The organism is Raoultibacter massiliensis (assembly GCF_900199545.1).
Classification (GTDB): domain Bacteria; phylum Actinomycetota; class Coriobacteriia; order Coriobacteriales; family Eggerthellaceae; genus Raoultibacter; species Raoultibacter massiliensis.
The window spans coordinates 1,030,765-1,051,701 of the sequence record NZ_LT962671.1; the positions used below are offsets into that span (position 1 = coordinate 1,030,765).

Consider the following 20,937-nt stretch of genomic DNA (forward strand, 5'->3'; position numbering starts at 1 on the left):
CCTCAAAAGCAGCGTTGTCTATCTTAGTGGTAATCCCCGTCCATTTCAAGAGCCGATTTCACGATTGCGGGAGTTTTTTCACATGCTATTCGGAAAGACGGCGGATCGCGTTGTCGAGAATGATATCGGCGAGTTCCGGCTTCGACATCCGAGGCACATCGATGATGCCCGCTTCCTCCACGAGCCACACCTTGTTGTCATCGGTTCCGAACCCCACGTCACTGCCCACATCGTTTGCAACGATCATATCGGCGTTCTTACGATGAAGCTTCGCCTGGGCGTTTTCGATGACGTCGTTGGTTTCCGCGGCGAAGCCGACCACGACCTGATGGGCCTTCGAAGCTCCCAGCGTCGCGAGTATGTCGGGGTTCTCAACCAGCTCGATCGATGCAAGCTCGCTATCGGATACGCCCTTCTTGAGCTTGCGGCCTGCAGGGTTCTTCGGCCGCATGTCGCTGACCGCCGCAGCGAACACCGCGATATCGCAGTCGGTGAACGCCTCCTCGGCCTCGGCGAGCATCTCCCGGGCGCTCTGCACGGGCACCATGCGCACCCCATCGGGCGCGTCAAGGGCGGTCGGTCCGGATACGAGCGTCACGTCGGCACCGCGCCGTGCCGCGGCACGGGCGATCGCATAGCCCATCTTGCCCGACGAATGGTTCGAGATGAAGCGGACAGGATCTATCGCCTCGACGGTCGGACCCGCCGTCACCATGATCGATCTTCCCTCAAGATCCCTCTTCACGCCCAAGACGTCCAGCGTCTGCCGCACGATCTCGTCAACATCGGCAAGGCGTCCTTTGCCCACATCGCCGCAAGCAAGGTACCCATCCCCCGCTTCGATGAAATGCGCTCCCCTCGTATGGAGCACGCCCATGTTGTTGCGCGTGGCGGGGTTGTCGTACATATGAACGTTCATGGCGGGTGCGATTATCAGCGGAGCCGTCAAAGCGAGCGCGGTCGTAGTCAAAAGATCGTCGGCTATGCCGCACGCGAGCTTTGCCAGCACGTTGGCCGTACACGGAGCGATGAGCATCGCGTCGGCTTCCTGAGCAAGCGAGATGTGATGGATGGGATCCCCCGGCTCGTCGAAGAGGCGCACCGCTACCGGCTCACGTGTCAGCGCGCGAAACGTCGTCGGGCCGACGAACTCGCAGGCATGCTCGGTCATAACCACTTTGACCCGTACCTCGGCCTTCTGGAGACCCCTGACGATCTCCGCCGATTTGTAGGCGGCGATGCATCCCGTAACGCCGAGCACCACGGTTTTCCGACAAACGTCAGTCATCGAGCCACGCTCCTACGTAGGGGGAGGTCACTTCGTAGAGCACCTTCGCGTGCGCCTTGCTGCGATCGAGGCACGGCACGTAGACGAAATGGTCGTCCGAAACAGGCCTTCCAGCCGCGCGCGCCTTCTCGAAGTACAGCGGCTTGAATTCATCGCCTACGTCATGAAGCGTCTCCAGACAGTCAACGGCGAATCCGGGGCATACGAAAAACACCCTGCCGACACCCGATTCGGCCCAGCGCGCCAAAACGTCCTTCGAGTAGGGGGAAAGCCATTCTCTGCCCTTGTCGAAGCGGCATTGGTAGCCGATCGTCCACCGCTTCCGATCGATGCCGAGCTCGCTTGCTATCTGCAGGCTCGATGCGCCGGTCTGAAGCTCGTAGGTGTCCCCCGCTTCGATGTCGACCAAGGGGATGGAGTGGAACGAGAACAGGATCACGTCATCGGATTCGGGATCGAACCCCGCATGCTTGATAGAGGCGGCAAGCGCTTTGATATAGGTGAGGTTGTCGTGGTAGTTGTCGATGAGCTCGTAGGTGCCATCCCACTTGATTTTGCGTACCGCCCGCTCGACTCCATCATGCACCGCACCGGTGGTGGAATACGCGCTTTGCGGATACAGGGGAAGCACGATGAGGTGCTTGCATCCGCAATCTTTGAGCTCGCGCATCGACGCGGATATCGTCGGCTCGCTGTAGCTCATCGCGTAACGGACTTCGACCGTGTTTCCGAACCCCGCTTCGCCGAATGCCGCAGACAGCCCCGATACGAGCTTCTCGTGGCCCACGTTCAGGGGCGATCCTTCGTCGGTCCAGATGGCTTCGTACTTCGCAGCGCTTTTCCTCCCCCGCGAGGGCAGGATGAACAGATGGAGGATCAGCCACCAAGCCGCCCTGTTCATAGGCGCTATGCGCTTGTCTATGAGGAACTTTCCGAGATACTTCCGAACCTCTTTCGGGGTTGGCGCGGCGGGCGTACCCGTGTTCACCAATAACACGCCGCAACGAGTATGCGCCGGCATATGTCCATCACTCCTGCCATTCGGTAAGTTGAAATGAAACTGTCATTCAGGTTCACGAACAATCTAGTATACTCTAGCCTCATATCAAGGCAAGAGGAGCGCATGGATGGGAAAGCAAACGGAAAAAACGGGATCCGACCAAATCGAGGCAGATGAAGGTCGGGGCGAATCGTCCGCATCGAACCCGTCTGTTGATCCGTCTTCCCCGCATGATGCAAAAGCCGCCTGCGAGGAAAACCCGAAAGAAAACCCCTTCGTGGAATTCGCCACCGAGCTCAAAGCCCAGATCTTCCACAACCAAGGGTTCTTGAAGATCGACTACTTCACCATGTTCTGGCTGTTTGTGGCCGGATCGGTTATCGGGCTTACCGTTGAAACCATTTATCACGCCATCGTGTTCGGGGGATGGGAAAGCCGTGCGGGCCTCGTTTGGGGGCCGTTCTCCCCCATATACGGATCGGGCGCCGTGCTTCTTACGCTGTTCCTCAACCGCTATTACCATTCCCACAACCTCGTCATCTTCCTCGTGTCGATGGTCGTCGGTTCGGCAATTGAATATGTAACCAGTTGGGGAATGGAAACGTTTTGGGGAGCGATCGCTTGGGATTACACCGGGACGTTCGGAAGCATTCAGGGCAGGACGAACTTCTTCTTCGGCATGATGTGGGGCATGCTCGGACTCGTCTGGGTGCGCATCATCATGCCCGTGGTGAAGCGCGTGTTCTCCCATGTCGATTCCAAGAACAAAGTAGCGCGCGTCCTGACGGTCCTCATGACGCTGTTCATGGCTGCGAACATCGTATGCACCTGCTTGGCGCTCGATCGCGAAAGCCAGCGCATGGCGAACATTCCCGCAACCGATCCGATCCAGAAGTTCTGCGACGACGTGTTCCCCGACAGCTACCTGCAGGCGCGCTTTCAGAACATGACGGTTACGGCAAAGAAATAGCTCCGCGCACATGCGCATCGGCGTCCGATGCGTCTACGGCATTTCTCGCATCCGCGCCGCCTCGATGGCGGAAAGCACCGCTTCGCCCGCTTCGGTACGGCCCTGCGTCCTCTCGGCGATCGATTCGAGGGCACAGCTCAAATCCTCAGGCAAGCCGTCAACGAACTCAAGGTCCTCCCCCGTGACAGGATGCGTGAACGCGAGCCGATACGAATGAAGGAACTGCCGCGTCAAGCCAAGCTGTGCGGCGGGGCTGCCGGTTCCGTAAGACGGATCTCCTACACAGGCATGCTTGATGTAGTTCATATGCACGCGGATCTGATGCGTCCTGCCCGTGAAAAGCTTGCAGTCGAGCAACGTGTAGCCGTCATCCTTCGATCCGGCGTCGAACCGCTCGAGCACCGTGAACGTGGTTATGGAGTCGCGCGCCGACGGGGAATCGCTTACGGCCATGCGCGTCCGTTCGCGATCGGCGCGAGCGATGGGCGCGTCGATCATCCCGGTATCATGGGGAATCACACCCTGCACAAGCGTCAGGTAATGACGGTCGACGATTCGATCGCGGATATCATCCATGAGCGCCTGTCCCGCATCGTCGGTTTTCGCCGCAAGCATAAGCCCGCTCGTATCCCGATCGAGGCGGTGCACGATGCCGAGCCTATCCCGATCGCCTTGTACATTGCACAAATTGTCGGCCCCGCAGTGATAGATGAGCGCGTTGACGAGCGTTCCGTCGAAATGATCGGGAGAAGGATGGCACACAAGCCCTACCTGCTTCGAGAGCACGATAAGATAGTCGTCTTCGTATCTGATGTCGAGATCGATCGGCTGGCCGAGCAAATGCGTCTTCGGAGCCTCCTCGGCCACCTCGTAGACGATCGTATCGCCCGCTGAGACGACCGCCTTCTTCGCCACCGTTTCGCCGTTGACGAACACGCGACCATCCTCGATCGCCTTGACGGCGGCCGACCGGCTCGCATAGAGCTCGCGTGCGGCGGCAAGCGCATCGAGGCGCATGCCGCCGTCTTGGGCGGCAACGATATGGACAAGAGAACGCGCCATCAGGCAACGATCTCCTTGTCCTCGCCCGCCCCATGGGCGGGCTTGGCGCTCTCGTCATCCTCAGGCGCCGCGTCGCGCGCCTTCCCCTCGGCTGCCTTTTCCGCGCAAGGTTCCGCATCGCCGCGATCGACGTTCTGCGCTTCGAGCGCGGCTTCCCGATCCGCTTTTCTCCATGCGTAGAGCATGCTCGCGATAAAAACGACGAAACCGCACGTAACGCCGATATCCGCAATGTTGAACACGGGGAAATCGATGAACGTGAAATCGATGAAGTCGACAACGTACCCGAGCGTGAAACGGTCGAGCGCATTGCCGATGCCACCCGCGAAGACAAGCGCGAGCCCGATGATCTGGCCCTCGTTCATATCCTTCGATGCAGCGAACAGATACACCAGCAATGCGGCGCATACGAGAACCGACATGATTCCAAGCGCAAACGTGGAATCGCCGAACATGCCCCATGCGGCGCCGGTATTGTGGACGAGGCGAAAGCGGAACAGGCCCGCGATCGGATCGGTGATCACATCGCCAGGTGCGAAGGAGCCGTTGAAGTAGTTCTTGGTTGCCATATCGAAGGCGAGCCACACGGCCGCCAGGCAGGCGAATACCAGAGCCGCGCGAACGCGCTTGCCTCGCTTCGAGGGGTTCGCGGGCGCTTCGGCCTGAAGTTCTGTCCGAGGTTGCTCCACGTTGCTATTCCTTGTAGCCGATGGCATCGAGCGCATCGCCGCAGCGCATGCATACGCTGGGGTGGTTCGGATTGCCGCCGAGCTCCCGATAATTCCAGCAGCGCGGGCACTTCTCGCCGCGGGCTTGGCCAATGCGGACACCGAGCTCGTCGCCTTCGACGAATGCGACCTCCGACACGATAAAGAGCTCTTCGAACACCTCGGGTGCGAACTGCTCGACCGCGTCGAGCACCGAACGCGGTGCAGAGATCTCGATGGAAGCCTCCTGGCTCTTGTTGATCGTCTTTGCGCCGCGCGCCTCTTCAAGCGCTTTCATGACCACTTCGCGCACGTCGAGCACGACGCCGAACGCCTCGGCGATCTTCTCGGATCCCGCCTCGGGAATGGCCGGCATGAAGTCGCTGTCCTCGGGCCATCCGGCAAGCTGCACGCTCTGCGGATGGCCGCCATCATAGCGAAGGCCCTCGGGATAGCTCTCCCACACTTCATCGGTTGTGAAGGACAGGATGGGGGCGAGAATGCGCACGAGAACCTCGAGGATGTTCATGAGCACGGTCTGAGCGCCGCGGCGCAGAAGGGAATCGGGCGCTTCGGAATACAGGCGATCCTTGAGCGCATCCATGTAGACGGCCGATAGGTCGCTTACGATGTAGTCGTACACGGCGCGGTACACCAGATGGTACTTGTAGGCGTCGTAGGCCGCCTCGACATCGTGCAGCAGATGCCGTACGCGCACAAGCGCCCACTGGTCGAGCGGAGAAAGGTCGTCCCATGAGGCGACCGCATCGCATCGGTAATCGAAATCGCTGAGGTTGCCGAGCAGGAACCTGAAGGTGTTGCGAATGCGCCGGTACGCCTCGCTCGTGCGCTCGAGAATCTCGTCGCCGATATTGACATCCTGCGAGTAATCGACGCTCGACACCCACAAGCGCAGCACATCGGCACCGCTTTTGGCCATGACGTCGGCAGGGTCGATTCCGTTGCCGGCCGATTTGGACATCTTCTTGCCTTCGGCATCCATCGTGAACCCGCAGTGCATGACCGATTTGTACGGAGCGACCCCATAGGCCCCTACACTCGTAAGGACGGATGACTGGAACCAGCCGCGATGCTGATCGGAGCCCTCGAGGTACATGTCGGCCGGGAACGTGAGCCCCTCATCGGCACGGTAGCGGCACACGCTCGTATGGCTCACGCCGCTCTCCCACCATACGTCGAGGATGTCTTTCTCGGGAACGAGCTCGTGGGAGCCGCACACCTCGCAGGCGATGCCCTTCGGCAGGTACTCGCTCGGATCCTTCGTGAACCACGCATCGGCGCCTTCGCTGCGGAACAGCTCGATCACCGCATCGAACGTCGCTTCGGTGGCCACGGTGTTGCCGCATTTCGCACACTTGAACACGGGGATCGGAACACCCCAGGAACGCTGGCGCGAGATGCACCAGTCGGGACGGTCGGCAACCATCGACCCGATGCGGTTGACAGCCCATTCGGGTATCCACTGCACATCGTTCTCGATGACGCGCAAGGTGTTCTCGCGCAGCCCGGTCTTGTCCATCGACACGAACCACTGGTCGGTCGCGCGGAAGATGACGGGTTTGTGACAGCGCCAGCAATGGGGATAGCTGTGCGTGATCGCCTTCTCGGCAACCAACGTGCCCTGTTCGCGCAGCCATTCGATGATGACGGGGTTCGCCTCGTCGGTATCGAGGCCCGAGAACTGCCCCGCCTCGTCGGTGAAACGGCCGTTGTCGTCGACGGGCATGAGCAACGGGATATCGAACTCGAGGGCCACGAGATAGTCGTCCTGGCCGTGTCCCGGAGCGGTATGCACCGCCCCCGTGCCGGTATCGAGCGTCACGTGATCGCCGTAGATTACCGTACCCTTGAGATCCTGGCGAATAGGCGCGGTGTAGGTGAGGCCGTAGAGCTCGCGGCCTTTCAGCGAGACGGGCTCGCCATTTGCAGCCGAAACGACGCGATAGGCCTCCCAACCTGCCGTTTCGGCAACTTGCTCGACAAGCTCTTCAGCCATGAGCAGATAGCTTCCGTCCACCTCGACCATGACGTAGGGGGCATCGGGAGCAAGGCTTACCGCCGTGTTCGCAGGAAGCGTCCAGGGCGTGGTGGTCCAGATGAGCACGTAGGCGCTGCCATCGACCCCTGCGGCTTCGAAAACGCCGGGAATGGAATCGAGCTTGAATTTCACAAAGATCGAGGGCGACGTCTCATCGCTGTACTCGATTTCGGCTTCAGCAAGCGCGGTATGGCAGCTTTTGCACCAGTGAATGGGCTTGCGGCCGCGATAGATCGCGCCGTCGAGATACATCTTTTTGAATATCTCGACGTTGCCCGCCTCGTAGCCGGGCGTGAACGTGAGATAGGGATGCTCCCAATCGGCGTTGACGCCGAGGCGCTTGAAGCCCTCGCGCTGCACGTCGACGTACTTTTCGGCCCATTCGCGGCAAAGCCTGCGCAGGGTCGGCTGCTCGATAGCGGCCATCTTATCGGGTCCCAGGGTCACTTCGACCATATGCTCGATCGGCTGGCCGTGGCAATCCCAACCGGGGATGTAGGGCGTATAGTACCCGCGCTGCGCATGGCTTTTTATCACGAAATCCTTGAGGATCTTGTTGAACGCATGTCCGATATGGATCGGACCGTTTGCATACGGGGGGCCGTCATGCAAAACGAAGGGCTTGCCATCCTTGTTTTTCTCGAGCACCTTCCAGTAAAGCTTTTCCTCTTCCCACTTCGCAAGGCGCTTCGGCTCGTTTTCGGGCAGGTTCGCGCGCATGGCGAAATCGGTCTTGGGCAGATTCATCGTTTCCTTGTAGCTGTTTCCCACGCCGTCTCCTCAGGTTATCGTTACCGCTCAGGCGCAAAGCCTGGATAATCGCATCAAACTTGAACATTATAGGGGAATTTCCGCATTTACCCCTTGCCTTGCAATACTTTTCAAAATTGTGACATACGCGGTCGTATCATAATGTTTATACTGGCTCAGGACACAATTTAACGACAAGCATGATACGAGGTGACCCATGGGCTTTGAAATCGTTACCGATTCGAGCAGCAATCTTTTGGAGGATATGATCGATGACTTCGGTCTTCACATCCTTCCGCTCACGTTCATGATCGATGGCGAACAGTACCAGAGCTATCTCAAAGGCGAGAGAACCGATCTGAAGCAATTCTATACGATGATGCGCGAAGGCAAGGTCATAACCACATCCCTTCCGAACCTCGCCGATTCCGAAAAGCTCTTCAGAAAACTGCTCGAAGACGGCCAGGATATTCTGTACCTGGGCTTCTCCAGCGGGCTTTCCGGAACCTACGAGGCCATCGATTTGCTGCTGAAGGATTTAAAGGCCGAGTTTCCCGATCGGACGATCCGTTCGGTTGAAACGCTTGCCGCTTCGGGCGGCGAAGGTCTCCTTGTGTATTACGCGGTGCAGAAGAAACGCGAGGGCCTCGGCATCGACGAGATTGCGGACTGGGTGAAAGAGAACCGCCTGCACCTGGCGCATTGGTTCACCGTCGACGATCTCATGTTCCTGTTCCGCGGCGGCCGCGTTTCGAAGACGAGCGCATGGGCCGGCACCATGCTCAACATCAAGCCCGTCATGCATGTGGACGACGAGGGGCACCTCATTCCCATGGAGAAGGTTCGCGGACGCAAGAAATCCCTCAATGCGCTGGTCGACCATATGAGGAAATCGGCGATCGAGCCGGTTTCCGAACAGGTCGTCTTCATCACGCACGGCGATTGCATCGAAGATGCGGAATACGTGGCGGGCAAGGTCCGCGAAGAGTTCGGCGTATCCGATGTGTACATCAACTACGTCGACCCGGTTATCGGAGCCCACTCGGGTCCGGGAACGATGGCCCTCTTCTTTCTGGCCGACAAGCGATAAGCGCTATCCGACCGAAACGATGAAGCCCCGCATCCTGCGCGCGCCCGAAACGGCCGCGGCGGGATGCGGGGCTTTCTGCTTACCGCACGAAGCTTCGCAAACGGCTGAATTTCAACGTCTGCCGATGATGATTTCGCGCAGCGCGGATAAAAGCTTCTCGTTGTCTTCACGGCTTCTCACGCCCACGCAGAAGTACTTTCCACCCGTTATGCCGGGCATTCCTTCAAGCTTCCTTACGAGAAACCCTGCAAGCTGCAGACGCAAGACCAGCTCCGAGGTATTCGCCACAGCCAGATCCATCGGAGCCGCATTGTCGAACGAGCACATGACGAAATTCGCCTCTGCGGGGAAAATCTGGATGCCGGGAATGAGGTTGAGCATACATTGCATCCAGGGAATTTCAGTATCGAGGAACTCCCGGGTCTTCTCAAGGTAATCGGCGGATTCGGTGTACACGTGCGCGCCGACGACCTCCGCGAACATCGAAAGCCCCGAATTGTCGAAGAACTGCTCTATCTGCATAATGGTATCGGGATGAGCAATGCAGTAGCTTATGGGAATGCCCGGCATAGCGAAGGCGGAGCTGAGCGATCTGACGATGATCAGGTTCCGGTACCGATCGATAAGCGGAATCATGCTTTCTCCGCCGAGCGTCAATTCTATGAGGCTTTCGTCCACCACCACCCATGAGCACGCCTCGAGATAGTTGACGAGGGTCTGCTTGGGAAGCAAGCGGCTTGTCGGATACGTCGGGTTCGCGAGAACCGCAGCATCGAACCTCAGTCCGATATCGTGGGCTGCGTGCACATCGGGAACAACGAACGCGTGAGGAGTGGAAAGCTCGACCACATCATGGCCCGCGTTCGCCACGGCAAGCATGAATTCTGCAGCCGCCGGAGACACGATGCCTACCGAACACGGCCTATAGGTCTGCGCCACCGACCGCACCATATCGCTCACCGATGTTCCGCAGAGAAACGACTCGGGTGCGATGCCGAATTTACGCGCAAGAGCAGCGCGAAACGTATGGGCGCTGCGATCGGGCATATAGCTCAGCTCCCCATCGACCAAGCCGGTATGCATGGCGCGTATGAACGATTTCGGCGTGCCGAGGGGGTTGGCCGTTCCCGAAAAATCAAGCCAATTCATTTCGGTACGCAGCTCGTAAGGAAGAGACAACGGCTTTTCAGGTTGCGCCGCCATGGCATCGCGAACGCTCGAGCGAGCGTTGAACCCAAACAATGCCGACATGTCCTTCCCTCCTTTTTTCACCTCCCGTAACGCTCTTGCCGCTACGGGGAAACCAATCCTAGCACAATTCAAGCCCCTTATGCCCGACATGTTAGACTATCAACACCATGTATGGCACACACGGACATACGAATGATCGCGAAGAACCTGGCATCGACGCCGCAGGACGGCTTCCCGCATGGCGCGGTCCTGCAATCCTGCTCGTCGACCTCGATGCGTTCTTCGCTTCGGTCGAACAGCTCGACCACCCTGGCTGGCGGGGCAAACCCGTCATCGTGGGCGGCGATCCCGACAAGCGCGGCGTGGTATCGACCGCATCGTACGAGGCGCGCGTCTTCGGGGTGAGAAGCGCCATGCCCTCCTCGCAGGCGGCACGCCTCTGCCCCGACGCCATCTGGACGCACGGGCACTACGGCCGTTACCGCGAGATGTCGAGGAAGATCATGGGCATATTGCTCGATGAAAGCCCTCGAATCCAGCAGGTAAGCATCGATGAGGCGTTTCTCGACGTATCCCCCACGGCCCACGTGAACGAACACCCCATCCTCATTGCGCAGCGCATTCAGAAGAGGGTTGCCGATCTCGGCGTAACCTGCTCCATCGGACTCGGCACTACGAAGACCATTGCCAAGATAGCCTCGGATATGGACAAGCCGCAAGGTTTGACCATCGTTTATCCCGGCCGCGAGAAAGATTTCCTGAGCCCTTTGCCCATTCGCACCATGAGCGGCGTCGGACCTGCTGCCGAGCGCGCGCTCACCTCGCACGGCATCCGCACGCTCGGCGAGCTTGCCGCGGCCGACGAAGCGCTGCTCAAGCATATCTTCGGCAAGAACGCCGAGGTGATCATGGCCCGTGCGAACGGAGGCGACCTCACGCCGGTCGCCGACGACGATCCCGTCAAATCGGTCTCGAACGAGACGAGTTTCGCCGAGGATCTTTCAAGTGCCGAAGAGGTGGAAGCGGGCATCGCGACCATGGCGTCAAAGGTCGGCAGGCGGCTTCGCAAGAAGGGCATGCGGGGCCACACGATCAGTCTCAAATTGAGGTTTTCCGATCGAAGCATCCGAAGCGTGCAGAAACGGCTCGACGAGGCGACCGACGACGACTTGCTTTTCACCCCTTTGCTCTACCGTATGGCCCGCGAGATATGGGAGCCGGGTATCCCGGTAAGGCTCATCGGCGTCGGCATGGCCGGATTCGACGATGACGAACCGACGCAGGATGCTTTGTTCGATGTGCTGCAGGAGGCGCCGAGCGAAAACGACGTCAAGCCCATCATCGAAGACGACGAGAAGAGAAGCGGGCTTCTCGCCGCAACCGACAAGGTGAAAGACCGATTCGGCGATGCGGCAGTGAAATTCGGGCGCGAGCTTTCCATGGAACGGCGAACCACCGGTTCGGGATCGAAGAACTCATCCGATTACAAGTAGGGCGAAAAAGGGCCGGCTGAACCGGCCCCCGCATTCCCATCCGCTCGATCGCGCGGCGCTCTGCCCGCGCTTGAGACGCGGCGAGCGTCAGTTGAACTTGAATATCTTCTGAGCCACACGATAGCCCGTAAGGCCGATGCGCCTGCCCACCGCAGTCGGAAGATTCGTGCCCATGTTCAAGACGCTGCGCCGAATACGCCGGTAGAGCGCATCGTTTCGATTTTTGAGGTACATCCAGATATCCTCGCGCTTGTCTTCCGATTCGTCGGTGTTCTGCATGCGCAAAAAGATCGAGCAGATGCACATCATCATGGAAAGATAGTTCTCCATGTAATGCTCGAGCCGCTTGTCGGGCACGTCGTCGGGCAGCCGAACCGAATCGATCATAATGCGCGTCACGCGAAGCTGCTGGTCGATGCGCGACATCATGACGCTTTCGTTCACGCTCTGATCTTCACGCCCGATGTAGTATCGGTACATGTCCACATCGCGGTAATACATGGTTCTCACATGCGGCAGCGGGACGTACACGAATATGTTATCCACGTAAAACGTGTGCTCGGGAAGCTGCAGGTTCATGTCGCGCAGAAGCTCGGTGCGATAAATGACCGAGTGCATGAGCAGGTACTGGCTCTGAGAGAAATGTCCGACGTCTTCCCATCCGAACTCCCTGCCTTCGGGAAACACGTTGCGGTAGTGCATGATGGTCCGCTTCCCCTCATGCACCTTTTCGTACACGTAGTTGCCGATCACGAGATCGGTCGGGCTTTCCCGCTCCACCTGCTTGCGCAGGTACTTCATGATGTCGTGCATGGCTGCTTCGTCGAGCCAGTCGTCGGAATCGACCACCTTGTAGTACAGGCCGCTTGCTTCGGCGAGGCCGGCATTGACCGCCGAACCGTGGCCGCCGTTTTCCTTATGAATCGCCTTGATGATGCCAGGATGGCGCGAGGCCCACTCGTCGGCCTTCTCTGCCGTATCGTCTTTCGTGGACCCGTCGTCGACGATGAGGATTTCGATATCATCCCCGCATTTGAGGATGGATTCGATGCATGCGTCCATGTACGACGCCGAATTGAAGCACGGAACGGCGAATGAGACGGTTTTCATAGATGCCGCCCGACTATTCTTCGCCGACGAGTTCGTCGGCGAGCGCGAGCGCGCGTCCGATGATAACGTCCATGTTGTAATACCGGTACTCTGCAAGGCGCCCGAGCGGGTGGAAGTTCGCAAGTCCGCTCGTCAACTTGAGGTAACGATCGTAATGGGCGGCGTTCTCGTCGTTGATGATGGCGTAGTACGGAATCTGGGTCTTCGGATCATCGTATGAATGCGAATACTCTTTCATGATCGTGGTCTTCGCGCTCTCCTGCCCCGTCAGGTACTTGAACTCGGTGATGCGCGTGTAATCTTCGGTGACCGTGAAGTTGACCGTTCCGCAGGGAAGCACGTGCTCGACGTCGTGCGTCTCATAGGCGAAATCGAGGCTTCGGTACGGCAACCTGCCGAACCGAGACAGGAAAAGCTCGTCGAGCGGGCCGGTGTATACGATGGGCCCGTCGATCGGTACGTCCTTTATCGATATGGCCGCAAGCGGGGCGTTCTCGTCATCGCTTTCGAATTCGAGGTCGAAGATGCTCTCCGCCTCGGTCTCCAGGCATACGTCGATGAGATCGTGATCGAGCATGCTCTCGAAAAGCGGCGTGTAGCCATTCGCCGGCATGCCCTGAAAGGCATCTTGGAAATAGCGGTTGTCGCGCGAGACGAACACGGGCACGCGCGCCGTCACGCTCGGATCGACCTCTTCGGGCGTGAGCCCCCATTGCTTCTGCGTGTAGTACAGGAAAACGTTCTTGTAGATGAAGTCGGCGATCTCCGAAAGCTCAGGGTCGTCCTGGGCGCGCAGCTCGTTGATGGTCACCTTGCGTTCGTCGCCGAACGTTTCGATGAGCTTGTCGATCAGATGCGCGGCCTTCTCTTCCCCGTAGACGATCTCCATCGAGTTCTTATTGAAAGGGACGGGCATGTAGGTGCCGTACCAATCGGCAAGCACCTCGTGCTCGTAATCGCGCCATTCGGTAAAACGCCTCACGTAATCGAACGCGCGCTTGTCGTTGGTATGGAAGATATGCGGCCCGTAGCGATGGACGAGAATCCCGTTTTCGTCGAGCTCGTCGTACATGTTGCCGCCGATATGGGCCCTCTTCTCGATAATCAGCACGCGCTTGTTCGCTCGCTCGGCAAGCTCCCGAGCGACAACGGCGCCCGCGAAGCCGCTTCCCACGACGACCGCGTCGTAATCGGCCACGTCGAGCTCCTTGAAACTGCGCACCTGTACACCCATGTGAACCCTTCCTTTTGGAAACGTATGAGACAAAGCGACACCCCGGCCTCTGTTTGCCGATGTCGCGCAGCGGACTATCGTCCTGCATATTCTGCCGAGAATCCATTTTACCGTGAGACATTGCACCGCGTCCCATTATCATATAATTTGGACAAATCGAGAAAGGACGGACTACCAACATGGGATCATTCATCGACACCATCCTTGCGAAGGCTGCATCCGATAAGCAGACCATCGTGTTGCCCGAGGGAGACGACGAGCGCACGCTTAAGGCAGCCGAAGCTATTTTGGCCGACGATATCGCCGATTTGGTGATTCTCGGGGATGCCGATGCGATTACGGCAAGTTCGTACAACCTCGAAGGAGCAACCGTCATCGACCCGCGCACCGCGGCAGAGCGCGAAGAGTTCGCACATGCCCTGTTCGAGCTGAGAAAAGCCAAAGGCATGAGCGAAGAACAAGCGCTCGATCTCATGGATAACGTGCTGTACTTCGGAAACATGATGGTTAAGCTCGGACGCGCCGACGGCATGGTGTGCGGCGCCTGCCACTCGACCTCTGACGTGTTGCGAGCTTCGCTGCAGATTCTCAAAACCGCTCCCGGCGTGCGTCTCGTGAGCGCGTTTTTCATCATGATCGTGCCCGATTGCGAGTACGGCGATGACGGCGTGTTCCTTTTCGCCGACTCGGGGCTCGAAATCCAACCCGATTCCGAGCGGCTCGCCAACATCGCCGTGAGCTCGGCCGGATCGTGGAAGACGCTTATCGGAACCGAGCCGGTCGTCGCAATGCTCTCCCACTCCACCTACGGCTCCGCCTCGGCGAACGCCGATCGGGATAAAGTCATCGAGGCAACCGAGATCGCCCAGGAGCTCGCTCCCGGCATCCGCATCGACGGCGAGCTTCAACTCGACGCCGCCATCGTGCCCTCGGTCGGCGCATCGAAGGCACCCGAATCGCCGGTTGCCGGCAAGGCCAACGTGCTCATCTTCCCCGATCTCGATGCCGGGAACATCGGCTACAAGCTCGTGCAGCGCCTTGCGAAAGCTGAAGCGTACGGCCCGATCACACAGGGTCTCGCCGCCCCTGTGAACGACCTGTCGCGCGGTTGCTCGGCAGAAGACATCGTGGGCGTCATCGGCATCACATGCGTGCAGTCGCAGGCGAAAAAGGCCCAGAGCTAAGATTTCGCCTTGCATACCCGATCTGACGGCGCTGCCTCGAAAGGCGCGCCGTTTTTTCATTCCCCGTCGTCGATATAGGAGAGCAGCAGACTGATGAGCTCCTGGCGGCTATGCACCGATGTCTTGCCGTAGATGTTGCGCAGATGCGTTCGAAGCGTGCTTTCCGTTATGTAGAGGCTCTCCTGAATGGCAACGTTGTTCTTGCCCCGCATAACAAGTTCGGCGATTTCCGATTCCCGCTTCGAAAGGCCGTATTCCCGTGCAGCGCACTGCACGCTCTGAGCGACCGATTCGCCCGCTTCATCGAGTTTGTTTTTGGCGATCGAGCGCTTCTCGAAGAAACGCCTCACATCGCCTTCGCTCATAACGAAGGCGGACGTTCCCACGGTCAGCACGATGATCGCCGATATCATAATGGGAAGCGGAATGGTCGCAACGGGCAGAAAAGTGTCGCAGGCCAACTGGGCCAGCGTGCTGCAAAGCGTCAGGGTGAACTGGCCCACGGCAAAAACGCACGCCGCGGGAGCACGGGTTCGCATGGCGATGCTGCACCAGAGCGTCCAGGTGAATATCCTGAAGAACGCCCAGCTGAGTCCTATGATAAACGCTTCGTACTGCTGATTGCCGGCTTCGAGCGTCAAAACCAGGATCACGCTGACGATGATAAGCGGCGTGAGCATGCGATACAAAATGGTGAAATTGAATTTATCGCTTCGCCGCGTTGCCAACAGGGCGATGCAGATCGACAAGGCGAGTCCCGCGATCAGCGTCTGCAGCTCTTCGGCAGCGGGATACTTCGTTTCCGAAAGCATGTTGACAAGCAGATGGGCGGCTCCGAAAAGACCGATGCCGATGAAAAGGCGCAGGGGAAGATGGGCGAAGGGCCTTCCCTCGCGGACAGGTACGCCCTGCAAAGCGTAAAACGGCCGGTCGCTCCGCAAGATGAGCAGCGCTGCTCCAGAAATCAGGGGAAACAGGGAGTGCACGACCAAAGCGGGAACCGGTTGCAGTCCTGCGACCAGAAGGCACAGGGCGAAAACGATCACATACGACGAGGAAACGCATAGAAGCGCATCGCGAAACCGCACTCGGCACAGGCATTCGGCCCAGAGAAGCAGCATAATGGCTTTCGATGCGGCAAGCAGTGAAAAAACCGCCGCCCCGACGGGAACGTCGAGCACCCAACCGCATAGGTACATGCCCGCAGTGGATGCGAAGACCAGAACGGCAGCCAAGATCACGATCAGCCTGCTCGAGAGAAGATTTCTCCTTCGGTGCGCGTACCATCCCGTCGCAAGAAGCATCACGAGGAACAGGGCGGTTTGCAGATAGCTCATTGGCTCGAGGACATCCGAGGCTCCGCTGTGCGGCTGGGGAAACAGCGTTGGGGAGATACCGACCGTCTGCCACCCCACATAGAACCCGAGTCCGCATATCAGCAATGCGAGTGTAGGGGCCGGCAAGGCCTCAGAAGAAGCGGTTCCCCGCACTGTGGCTTCGCAGCTCATATTCCTCCCATTCCCAAGATGCCCGGCAGAAAGCCCGAAGGAGCATCGGCTTCAGCGGCGCCCCCTACCCGTTTCGCGTTGCGCCGCAGAAAGCATCATCTAACGAACCATACTACACAATACCTCGAATCGAAAAGTCCACTTTCGGAGGCCGAGAGCAAAATACCTGGTACGGCTTTAAAAATACCTCACCGATACCTCACGATTACCTGATTGTTTTCAACAATACCCCATCGAAAGGTTTGACGTTATCCGAACCCGCTCGCTTTAATGCATGCGGTCGAGCCGATACGAACGGCGACGCAAAGAGACCAACTGCAAAGAACACGGAAAGGATGATGACCATGAGAAGGCAGATCGCCGTTGCGGCATGGTGCCTGGCGATGTCGGTGAGCCCCCTGCTTGCCGGATGCAGCTCCAACGCCGACGCGAAGACCGAGCAGCCGGAAGCGAACGCCGAGGCGAGCCAAAGCTCCGGCGCGCCAGCGCCCGCCGCCGACGAGAAGGCCGTCAAAAACGACTACGAAGACGGTACGTACCAAGGCGAGGGAAAAGGAATGGGAGGCCCCATCACCGTATCCCTCACGATAACGGATGGAGTGATAACCGTCGACGAGATAACCGAGTCGGGGGAAACCGCCGGCATCGGGGGTAAAGAAGCCATCGAAGACGGTACCTTCAAGGCTCAAATCGAAGAGGCCCAATCAGCCGAAATCGACGGCGTTTCGGGTGCAACCATGACCTCGGGTGGCGTTATGAAAGCCGTTGAGGCAGCGCTTGCCCAGGCGAAATAGATCCCTGCAAAACTTTCGATCCCCATTCGGTGCACCGTCGGGCAAGGCGAACGGAGATCGAAGAAAGACAAAAGAGAAGAAGGAGAACAGGATGAATATGAACCGTCGTCAATTCTGCGCACTCGGCACTGCCGGCGCGATGGCAGCGATCGCCGGTGGGGTGAGCTTGGGGTGCTCCTCCACCACCGCTTCCGGGGAATCGAGCCAATCCGAACCTGCAGCGACTGCCATGGCAATCGGGGACGCCAACGTCAACTTCAGCCAAGAAGTCGATATCCTCATCGTGGGCGCCGGCATCTCCGGCATGCTCGCCTCAATCGATCCCGCATCTGCCGGGCGCAGCGTGCTTATCGTCGAGCAGAATTCGACCTATGGCGGAGACGCCATCTACTCGGCAGCCTGTCAAATGTGCACGACAGCCGAGCTTACGAAGGAAGAACGCCCCGATAAGTACATGAGCGAAGACGAGATCCGCGAAAAGTTCGCGCCGTATTACGAAGGGAACGAAGCGGGCCTCGAACGTACCGTTTTGCTTCAGAAATGGGGCGGCAAGTTCATCGACACCATGCACTACGATTGGGGATACGAGTTCCAGGAACTTCGCGAAAGCCCCTATCATCAGGCGTTCTTTCCGAAAAACGGTCTGTGCACAATGAAGGACGAATTCGAGCTGATGAACGAGAAAGTCGTCGAAGCCGGCGCGCAATACCTGTTCGAAACAACCTTCAAGACCCTTATAACCGATGAGACGGGCGCCATCGCAGGCGGACGGTTCACCTCCAAGGACGGCTCCATCGTCGACATCAAGGCGAAGGCTGTGGTTCTTGCGGGTGGCGGATACATTTCCAACCAGGAGTGGATGGTCAAATACGCACCCGAATGGGCTTTCATCGGCAACATCGTCGCCGGACGTAAAGGAGACACCATCGCCGCAGGCGTTGCTGCAGGCGGCACCCTTTCCGGCATGATGGCTTCGGGCAACCTCAATCCCCGTTACGAAGCCGGCCACATGCTCGGCACCTTCTATCCGCTGATCGGCCTGCTCCCGAACGGCAAGCGCTTCTACGCCGAAACCGCCGTGCACAACGCCGCCACCGGATGCCTCGCCGCAGGGTACAACGAATGGTACAGCATCTGGGACGACACAGCCCAAAACGGCATCGACCAAGAGGTAATCGCCCATGCCGGCGATGCCATCCAAACGGCCGGCTCCATCGAAGAACTCGCGGAGAAGATGGGCATGGCACTTGAAACCGTGCAAGCGGCCTTCGATGATTGGGATGCCATCTGCGACAACCAGTCCGACCCGGAGTTCGGAAAAACGCTCTTCCTTCAGAAACTCGTTCCCCCGTATTACTTCATCCGCAACGTCCCCGTGCGTTATAAGAGCTGCGGCGGCCTTGCGGTAAGCGATCGCATGGAGGTCGTCGACAAAGACGGCAACCCAATCCCCAACCTGTACGCCGCCGGATGCACTGCCGGAACCGAGGATATCGTTCCCGCCGCCGGATCAGGTTTGCTGCTCGGTTCGGTGCTAGCCGAGGACCTCGCATAGCGAAAGGGATTTTCGACAGCGCATGGCGCCGCCTTCCCTTGGAAAAAAGGAGCTGCACCGTTTTCGATGCAGCTCCTTGCCGTTCTCTATCGCCTTTTGCGCGAAGCGCGCCGCAGCAGCGGCTCGCTTCGCCCCGCGAGGCATGCTCCAGGTCTTTCCCTACGCCGTTTCGGATCCCGCTTCGATCAGCTGGCTTTTGGCGTAGACGATCTCGTAGGTGTCGCGGGCGATCATGTATTCCTCGTTGGTGGGAATGATGATGATCTTGACTTTCGAATCGTCGGTGGAAATCTCGCGCTCGAAGCCGCGCTGGCGATTCTTTTCCTCGTCGAGCACGATCCCCAAGGGCTGCAACCCTGAAAAGATCATGCGGCGCATCTTCTCGCAATTTTCTCCGACGCCCGCAGTCATCACGATGGCGTCGACGCCGCCCATGACGGCGATGTACTGGCCGATGTACTTCTTCACCGAGTTCGAGTACATGTCGTAGGCGAGCTGTGCACGCTCGTGGCCCTGCTCCGAGGCGTCTTTGACGCTGCGCAAGTCGTTGCTGATTCCAGAAATGCCCAGCAATCCCGATTTCTTGTTCATGAGTTCGTTGACTTCAGAGGTCGAAAGGCCCTCGTGTTCCATGATGAACGGAACGATCGCCGGATCGATCGCGCCGCAGCGGGTGCCCATCATCAGACCGTCGAGCGGCGTAAGGCCCATCGAGGTGTCGACGGCGACGCCGTGGTCGATAGCCGAAGCCGAGCAGCCGTTTCCAAGGTGGCAGGTAATGAGCTTAAGCTCGTCGAGAGGCTCGTTGAGCACCACCGCAGCCCGTTCGGCAACGTAACGATGGGATGTTCCGTGTGCACCGTATTTGCGAATCGAATGCTTTTCGTACATTTCGTAGGGCAGCGGATACATGTAGGCTTTCGGCGGAAGCGTTTGGAAGAACGACGTATCGAAGACCGCCACCATGGGCACGTTCGGCATAAGCTTCTGGCATGCATGGATTCCCATGAGCGCAGCCTTGTTGTGAAGCGGCGCAAGTTCGGCAAGCTCGTCGATCTTCGCAATCACGTCATCGTCGATCAAGGCCGACTTATCGAAGTACTTGCCGCCCTGCACCACGCGGTGTCCGATCGCATCTATCTCGTCGAGCGAGTCGATCGCTTTGGTCGGCCCGTCGAGAAGCGCATCGATGACAAGCGCCATCGCGGCGTCATGATCCTTCATTTCCGCGTCAAGCACATGCTCGTTCTCATCGAGGCCGTGCTTGTGGAACGCCCCGCTCGATCCCACTCGTTCGCAGATGCCCTTGGCAAGCAGCTTCTGCTGCTCGACGTTGACCAGTTGATATTTCAGGGACGATGAACCTGCGTTGACTACCAATACGTTCAAAATTCCGCCTCCTCATGCACTCGGTAAGCTATTAATTTTAGGGGTTATCAGCCCTTCTGTCCGATTGAGTGGTCAAGGATCTCGGCAAACGGCAGCATGTTATAGAAAATACACAGATTAGGATGCAAAGCAGACGAAAAAAGCACCCTCGCGAGGAAGGTGCTTTTCAGCGGTAGCGCTTTAGGTTGCCAAACCCCCTACGATAGAGCCGGCGATCCGGAATTCATAGGGGCGCCACCGAGTACGTGAACGTGCAGATGGTGAACCGACTGCTGCGCGTCGGATCCCGTGTTGACGATAACCCGATACCCCGAATCGGCGATTCCCTTGATTTCGGCGACTTTCTTCACCGTATTGAACACGTAGCCGAGAAGCTCGTCGGAAATGCCGTCTCCGATGTTCGCATAGTGCTCCTTCGGGATGATGAGCGTATGAACGGGCATCTGAGGATTCAGATCCTCGAACGCGAGCACGCGGTCGTCTTCGTAGACGATAGTCGAGGGGATCTCTCCCGCTGCGATTTTGCAGAAAATGCAGTCTTGCATGACGCTTC

17 protein-coding genes are annotated in these 20,937 nt (G+C 58.5%); 6 read left to right on the top strand and 11 right to left on the bottom strand.

Annotation, left to right across the window (positions count from 1 at the left end):
- Window positions 1-85: 85 nt before the first annotated feature.
- Window positions 86-1,288 (bottom strand): bifunctional phosphopantothenoylcysteine decarboxylase/phosphopantothenate--cysteine ligase CoaBC, encoded by a 1,203-nt coding sequence (gene coaBC / locus C1719_RS08580; RefSeq protein WP_102374723.1) that lies wholly within the window; start codon window positions 1,286-1,288, stop codon window positions 86-88.
- On the bottom strand, window positions 1,281-2,309 hold the full coding sequence (hemH, locus tag C1719_RS08585) for a ferrochelatase (protein WP_102374724.1): 1,029 nt from the start codon (window positions 2,307-2,309) through the stop codon (window positions 1,281-1,283). The genes coaBC and hemH overlap by 8 nt, the downstream gene beginning before the upstream one ends.
- 106 nt (window positions 2,310-2,415) lie before the next feature.
- Between hemH and C1719_RS08590 the strand changes: the two genes are divergently transcribed.
- Entirely contained in the window at window positions 2,416-3,258 is an 843-nt protein-coding gene (locus C1719_RS08590; RefSeq protein ID WP_102374725.1) for a putative ABC transporter permease, read from the top strand.
- Window positions 3,259-3,291: 33 nt separating this feature from the next.
- Here C1719_RS08590 and C1719_RS08595 read toward each other — a convergent pair whose 3' ends face one another.
- The 3 genes from C1719_RS08595 to ileS are packed head-to-tail and all read right to left on the bottom strand — an operon-like array spanning window position 3,292 to window position 7,857.
- On the bottom strand, window positions 3,292-4,320 hold the full coding sequence (locus C1719_RS08595; RefSeq protein WP_102374726.1) for an RluA family pseudouridine synthase: 1,029 nt from the start codon (window positions 4,318-4,320) through the stop codon (window positions 3,292-3,294).
- Window positions 4,320-5,009 (bottom strand): signal peptidase II, encoded by a 690-nt coding sequence (lspA, locus tag C1719_RS08600; protein WP_245874445.1) that lies wholly within the window; start codon window positions 5,007-5,009, stop codon window positions 4,320-4,322. The genes C1719_RS08595 and lspA overlap by 1 nt, the downstream gene beginning before the upstream one ends.
- A 4-nt stretch (window positions 5,010-5,013) precedes the next feature.
- Window positions 5,014-7,857, bottom strand: a complete 2,844-nt coding sequence (gene ileS / locus C1719_RS08605; protein ID WP_102374728.1) for an isoleucine--tRNA ligase — start codon at window positions 7,855-7,857, stop codon at window positions 5,014-5,016.
- A gap of 196 nt (window positions 7,858-8,053) precedes the next feature.
- Here ileS and C1719_RS08610 point away from each other — a divergent pair, with 196 nt between their 5' ends.
- The gene (locus tag C1719_RS08610) at window positions 8,054-8,926 is read left to right on the top strand and encodes a DegV family protein (RefSeq protein WP_102374729.1); all 873 of its coding nucleotides are present in this window, start codon (window positions 8,054-8,056) and stop codon (window positions 8,924-8,926) included.
- A 111-nt stretch (window positions 8,927-9,037) separates the two neighbouring features.
- Here C1719_RS08610 and C1719_RS08615 read toward each other — a convergent pair whose 3' ends face one another.
- Window positions 9,038-10,177, bottom strand: coding sequence for a pyridoxal phosphate-dependent aminotransferase (locus C1719_RS08615; RefSeq protein ID WP_102374730.1), 1,140 nt, complete (start codon window positions 10,175-10,177; stop codon window positions 9,038-9,040).
- Between the two features lie 107 nt (window positions 10,178-10,284).
- Between C1719_RS08615 and dinB the strand changes: the two genes are divergently transcribed.
- Complete coding sequence (gene dinB / locus C1719_RS08620; protein ID WP_102374731.1) at window positions 10,285-11,610, top strand: DNA polymerase IV; 1,326 nt, start codon at window positions 10,285-10,287, stop codon at window positions 11,608-11,610.
- Between the two features lie 87 nt (window positions 11,611-11,697).
- Here dinB and C1719_RS08625 read toward each other — a convergent pair whose 3' ends face one another.
- The gene (locus C1719_RS08625; RefSeq protein ID WP_102374732.1) at window positions 11,698-12,720 is read right to left on the bottom strand and encodes a glycosyltransferase family 2 protein; all 1,023 of its coding nucleotides are present in this window, start codon (window positions 12,718-12,720) and stop codon (window positions 11,698-11,700) included.
- Between the two features lie 13 nt (window positions 12,721-12,733).
- Window positions 12,734-13,954, bottom strand: a complete 1,221-nt coding sequence (gene glf / locus C1719_RS08630) for a UDP-galactopyranose mutase (RefSeq protein ID WP_102374733.1) — start codon at window positions 13,952-13,954, stop codon at window positions 12,734-12,736.
- Between the two features lie 179 nt (window positions 13,955-14,133).
- Here glf and pta point away from each other — a divergent pair, with 179 nt between their 5' ends.
- A complete protein-coding gene (pta, locus tag C1719_RS08635) occupies window positions 14,134-15,138 on the top strand; it encodes a phosphate acetyltransferase (protein ID WP_102374734.1) in 1,005 nt (334 codons plus the stop codon).
- Window positions 15,139-15,194: 56 nt separating this feature from the next.
- Here the strand turns inward: pta and C1719_RS08640 are convergent, their stop codons facing one another.
- The gene (locus C1719_RS08640; RefSeq protein ID WP_102374735.1) at window positions 15,195-16,646 is read right to left on the bottom strand and encodes a helix-turn-helix transcriptional regulator; all 1,452 of its coding nucleotides are present in this window, start codon (window positions 16,644-16,646) and stop codon (window positions 15,195-15,197) included.
- A 344-nt stretch (window positions 16,647-16,990) separates the two neighbouring features.
- On the opposite strand from C1719_RS08640, the gene C1719_RS08645 reads away from it, so the two are divergent.
- Both C1719_RS08645 and C1719_RS08650 read left to right on the top strand, forming a co-directional pair.
- On the top strand, window positions 16,991-17,440 hold the full coding sequence (locus C1719_RS08645; protein ID WP_245874447.1) for an FMN-binding protein: 450 nt from the start codon (window positions 16,991-16,993) through the stop codon (window positions 17,438-17,440).
- A 91-nt stretch (window positions 17,441-17,531) separates the two neighbouring features.
- Window positions 17,532-18,995, top strand: a complete 1,464-nt coding sequence (locus C1719_RS08650) for an FAD-binding protein (protein ID WP_102374736.1) — start codon at window positions 17,532-17,534, stop codon at window positions 18,993-18,995.
- Between the two features lie 159 nt (window positions 18,996-19,154).
- On the opposite strand, the gene C1719_RS08655 is transcribed toward C1719_RS08650, so the two are convergent.
- Both C1719_RS08655 and C1719_RS08660 read right to left on the bottom strand, forming a co-directional pair.
- Window positions 19,155-20,384, bottom strand: coding sequence for an acetate/propionate family kinase (locus C1719_RS08655; RefSeq protein WP_102374737.1), 1,230 nt, complete (start codon window positions 20,382-20,384; stop codon window positions 19,155-19,157).
- Window positions 20,385-20,581: 197 nt separating this feature from the next.
- A complete protein-coding gene (locus C1719_RS08660) occupies window positions 20,582-20,929 on the bottom strand; it encodes a histidine triad nucleotide-binding protein (RefSeq protein WP_102376001.1) in 348 nt (115 codons plus the stop codon).
- Window positions 20,930-20,937 lie beyond the last annotated feature (8 nt).